We start from the raw sequence: 4672 nt of genomic DNA on the forward strand, positions 1-4672 counted from the left end.
CGCCGATCGCGATGGCGACGCCGATCAGGGTGAGGACGGTGAAGACCAGGTCGACGGTCCGGTTGCTGCCGACGAGCGGCTGCAGCTGCTCGCGCGCGCCATTGACGGCGGCCGCGATGGCGCCGCCGCCGAGCGTGCCCTGCGTCGCCGTCTCGGCCGTCACCTTCGGCAGCGCCACGTCGGAGACGAGGGCCTTGGCGTCGCCGCCATACTCGTGCACGGCGACGGGCTGCGGGCCCACAGAACCCGAGGCCCAGGCCTGGCCGATCGCCATCACGTTGGCGACGCGCCGGCCCCAGCCCTTGCCGAACACGTCCCAGGTCGAGAGGTTGTGCAGCATGCCGAGGCGACGGGCGCAGATGTCGGCGATCAGGGCGTCGTGGTCGGGATGCGCCAGCGCCGCGGCGAGCGTCGCCTCGCCCAGCTCGCCGTCGACGCGCGCCAGGCCGAGCGCCCGCTGGAGCCACTTCGTCGACTGCGAGAAGCCGGAGTTAACGGCACCGTCGAACACGACGAGGTCGACGCCGGCCGGCAGCCGGTCGCCCTGGATGCGATCCCAGTACTGGCGGCGGTAGATCTCGACGAGCTCGTCGCGGGTCAGCTCGCGCACGCTGCGCGGCGCATCGCCCCTGCCGCGCCGATAGCCGTCATAGACGCGCTGGATGATGCCCTTGTTGGTCGGCCCGCCCGGATCGCGCGGATGATTGCTGTACCCGCCCTCGTAGACGAGCACCCGCTCCAACGCCTTGCCAAAGTTCTGCTTCATGTCCGGCCCCCGCGGACCGGACTGTGCGGGGGTCAGGGCGGACGGGAGCCACTGACAGGGTCAGAAAGTTCCTTAGCTCGATGCGGACGACCATCGTGGAGCCAACCGCAACCGCCACATGCGGGGATTCCGATCGCAAGGCGAGAGAAGATCCCGCCGAAGCACTCTTTCATGAAACCGACGTCGATCGGCTTCGAGTAGGCGTCACAGACGAGAAGACCCCACCGCTCGGCTAGATTCTTCGCGGCTGACCGGTTGCCATCATCTGCACGACTTATGACGAGAAGTGGACATCGACATCCTGCATCTGCAAGCGACGCCCATAGCGCATCCTCTTGCCCCGGTCCAAGAGGAAGATCGACGGTCATCAAATCGTATTCGTAGTCGAACAGCTTTGTGCAGACTTCGTCGACAGAACTTGCTTCATCAACTATGAAGCCGGCACCCTGACCGACACGTCGCAAAATCATTCGTTGGATCGGGTCGCAGCCTATCACGAGAATTCGGTGCGATGAGACACTTACGTGGGGCATTCCAGTATTCCAGTTCGAGCTTTCGGCTGGCGCTCGACTTGTTGTTGGGAGTTTAGAGAGATGCTCTGGGTTCTTGATGTGCTTCACCATCAATGGCGTGAGCGGAGTTGGCCTCGATACCAAGATTCCGACGTGCATCGATGGTCTGTAGAACACGATTTAGAATCTCTTGGCGGACAGTTGCGATATGTTCCACTAGTTCGCGAAACTCCGGTTTTCTGTCGCGTAGAAACAATGCGGCAAATTCATCTGGAGACCACACGTTCGCTGGCTGGGAATTGCAGCGGACCGCACGACGGACGCCCAGGTCTCTGTGCTTCAGAATTCTCATGACAGATTTCGGCGTCCTGAAATGATGAAGCGCGGACACCGCCTCTCGGGGCTCCGCGCCTCCATTGCTGCATCCTAGGCAGCGCGAACGGTCGCCATAAACCGATCGACCTCCGACTTGAGCCGGCTGCTCTCGCTCGCCAACTGACCTGCGGCGGCGAGAACCTCGCCTGACGCGGCGCCCGTTTCTTCGGCGCCACGGCTCACAGCGGTGATGTTGGCGGAGACTTCAGTCGTGCCGGACGAGGCATGTTGGATGTTCCGGGAGATCTCCGCGGTCGCAGCCTCCTGCTCCTCGACTGCCGCGGCGATCGCCGAAGCGATTTCGGCGATTTGGCCGATCGTGCCGCCGATCTCCTTGATCGCCGTGACCGACTCCTGCGTGGCGGACTGCATGGCGGTGATCTGGCCCGCAATCTCTTCGGTCGCTTTGGCCGTCTGTGCGGCCAGCGCCTTGACCTCCTGGGCCACGACAGCGAAGCCCTTTCCGGCCTCACCGGCTCGGGCCGCCTCGATGGTGGCGTTGAGGGCGAGGAGATTAGTCTGACCAGCAATCGCGCTGATCAGATTTAAGACGTCGCCGATCCGGTTGGCCGCCTGCGAGAGCTCGTTAACGCGCGCGTCTGTCCGCTCGGCTTGTCTCACGGCTTCTGCAGCAATTTGGCTGGATGACTGAACTTGGCGGCTGATCTCGTGAACCGATGAGGTCATCTCGTGTGTCGCCGAAGCGACAGCTTGCACGTTGGTGGAAGCCTCCTCGGAAGCTGCCGAGACGGTGGTCGCCAGCTGTTGAGTGCTGTCGGCCGTACGCGTGAGTGTGGTGGCGGTCGCCTCCAGCTCGGTCGAGGCCGAGGTGACAGTCTTGATGATGTCTCCGACCGCGCCCTCGAACTGGTCGGCCAGACGGTTCATGTCGGCTGTGCGCTGGACCGCGGCGCGCAGCTCGGCCTCCTTTTGCTCGGCTTCGAGTCGCTGTCGCGCGATAGCGTTCGTCTTGAAAACCTCGACTGTCTCGGCCATCTCGCCAATCTCGTCGCGGCACGTCGTGCACGGAATTTCGACGTCGAGTTTTCCGGACGCGAGCGTCTTCATGGCGGCCGTCATTGCATGCAACGGCTTGGTGATGCGCCGGGCCATGAAGGCCGAAGCGGCGAGCGTGAGCACTAGCACCAACAGCGCGGCGAGCAGAGATTGACGTGTGGCCGCCCAGATCTGCGCATCGAGATCGTCGATATAAACGCCCGTCACGACGACCCAATTCCAGGGTGCGAACCCCGCGGCATAGGATAGCTTCGGCTGCGGTTTGTCCGAACCGGGCTTCGGCCAGGAATACGCAACGAAACCGCTACCGTCTCTCGCCACCTCGCGCGTCAGCTGCGCCACGATGCGAATGCCGTTCGGGTCCTTAAGCTCGGACAGATCCTTTCCGACGATCTTTTCATCAACCGGATGCATAATCATCCGGTTCTGCATGTCGGTGATGAAGAAGTATTCGCTCCCGGCATAGCGTAAAGCCCCGACGCGCATTTTGGCACGGGCCTGGGCATCCGCGGCTGAAATACTACCGTTCCGGGCAGCGGCATGCTCTTCTTTGATGATCGAAGTGGCGAGGTCGGCCAGATGCTCCAGCTCAAGCTGCTTCTGGCGCTTGAGGCTGGCGGCGAGTTCGGTCGCATCGAGAGTCGCGATACCGATCAGCCCGAGGAATCCAAGGCCGATGAGAGAGAAGATCTTTCGACTGATCGTGAAGCGAATTCTGGATAGCATGGACAGCTCGTTGTCGACGCACAAGGGGGAGCCGCCGAGATCGGGGTGATGCCGCCTGTGGGCCTCAGTTCGCGACTCTGGAATGCACGAATTAAGAAGTGCTTTAATGAATGATCGCAGAGCGAGACGCGGACCAGCAAGCAGGCGGGCGGACGTGAGCGCAGACTAGCCTCGAAGGCTTATTCTCGGTTCGAAGTTCTGTCAGGTGAACCATATGCTTCACGCTCGATGACCAGAACTTCGTGGCTGCCATTCCCAGATTACGTAGCTCTGCCGAGCTACTTAAGGATTTCGTTAAGCCTGCGAACTCGGAAGCCACGGCACGCCTCCTCGTGTCGGCCGACGCGCTAATCGAAAAATCGAGCTTGCCTGTCATCGGAGAGTCGGTGCGCGCGACGCCGCATCCGATAGGCACTCCGCTCCGTCATCCCGGCCGCCCGGGCCGCCTCGGCGGCGGAGGCGCCGCGGGCGAGCGCCTGGGCCATGACGCGGCGGGCGTTGGCGGTGCGGCCGAGCGGGACCTCGACATAGACGCCGCGCGGGCGGTTCGAGCCCTGGCGGAAGTGGATGCAGATCGCGTCGGCGGCTTTGCGGCCGACGCAGCGGACGAGCCAGTGGTCGTCGTCGGCCTGGGCCGGGATGCGGACGCGGGTGCCGCCGCGGGCGGCTGCGAGCGCCAGCGCCGCGTCGAGGCCGGCGACCTCGGCGATCTCGGCCAGAAGCCCGGGCAGCCAGGAGTAGGTCATGGCGCGGCGACCTCCCGGACCGGAGCGGGCGCGGCGTCAGGACGCGTGCCGGCCTCGACCATGGCTCGCACCGCGGCCTCGTGCGGGGCGAGCAGCGACAGCAGCATCGACGCCTGGCCGACCAGCGCGGCGCTCTCGCGCAGCTGCGCCAGCGTGACGCCGAGGCCCGGGTGCGGGTAGCGGGCCAGGAACTCCTCGACGCCGTGGTTCGCCAGCACCTCGCGGTGGGCGTAGACGCGCAGCTCGAAAGCGAGCGTCGCGAAGGAGGCGGTCGGCATCACCACGCGGCTCACGTCGGGTCTCCCGAGAGGGCGTCGATCGCGGCCTGGTCGAGCCGGGCCGCGGCGAGCGGCAGGCCGTCGCGGCCGAGCGCGGCCAGCACAACGCTCTTCGCGTCGGCCGAGATCATCACGGCGGCGGCCGCCCGGACTCCGTCGGCCGGCCGCGGCGACAGCTCCACCGTGACGGTCAGGCCGCCATGCGGGCGGGCGTCGAGCGCGTCGCGGATCGCCGCCGCGACCAGCCGCCGG

General features: G+C 65.0%; 5 protein-coding genes. All 5 read right to left on the reverse strand.

Annotation, left to right across the window (positions count from 1 at the left end; genetic code table 11):
* On the reverse strand, nucleotides 1-766 hold a 766-nt coding region (locus tag CCR97_RS11660; protein WP_201159514.1), incomplete at its 3' end, for a glycoside hydrolase family 108 protein.
* Nucleotides 767-1704: 938 nt separating this feature from the next.
* Nucleotides 1705-3396: a methyl-accepting chemotaxis protein gene (locus CCR97_RS11665; RefSeq protein WP_111359642.1), complete on the reverse strand. Its 1692-nt coding sequence runs from the start codon at nucleotides 3394-3396 to the stop codon at nucleotides 1705-1707.
* A gap of 347 nt (nucleotides 3397-3743) precedes the next feature.
* Nucleotides 3744-4142: a helix-turn-helix domain-containing protein gene (locus tag CCR97_RS11670; protein WP_111359643.1), complete on the reverse strand. Its 399-nt coding sequence runs from the start codon at nucleotides 4140-4142 to the stop codon at nucleotides 3744-3746.
* Entirely contained in the window at nucleotides 4139-4435 is a 297-nt protein-coding gene (locus CCR97_RS11675; RefSeq protein ID WP_111359644.1) for a hypothetical protein, read from the reverse strand. Before CCR97_RS11675 ends, CCR97_RS11670 begins: the two co-directional genes overlap by 4 nt.
* Nucleotides 4432-4672: hypothetical protein (locus tag CCR97_RS11680; protein ID WP_201159515.1), on the reverse strand; the 241-nt coding region annotated here is incomplete at its 5' end. The genes CCR97_RS11680 and CCR97_RS11675, both read right to left, overlap by 4 nt.

It is taken from the genome of Rhodoplanes elegans (assembly GCF_016653355.1).
Classification (GTDB): domain Bacteria; phylum Pseudomonadota; class Alphaproteobacteria; order Rhizobiales; family Xanthobacteraceae; genus Rhodoplanes; species Rhodoplanes elegans.

Excerpts from the sequence above, each read along its gene's own strand:
- CCR97_RS11665 (WP_111359642.1), bottom strand. The coding sequence starts at position 3,396 with ATGCTATCCAGAATTCGCTTCACGATCAGTCGAAAGATCTTCTCTCTC.
- CCR97_RS11670 (WP_111359643.1), bottom strand. The coding sequence starts at position 4,142 with ATGACCTACTCCTGGCTGCCCGGGCTTCTGGCCGAGATCGCCGAGGTC.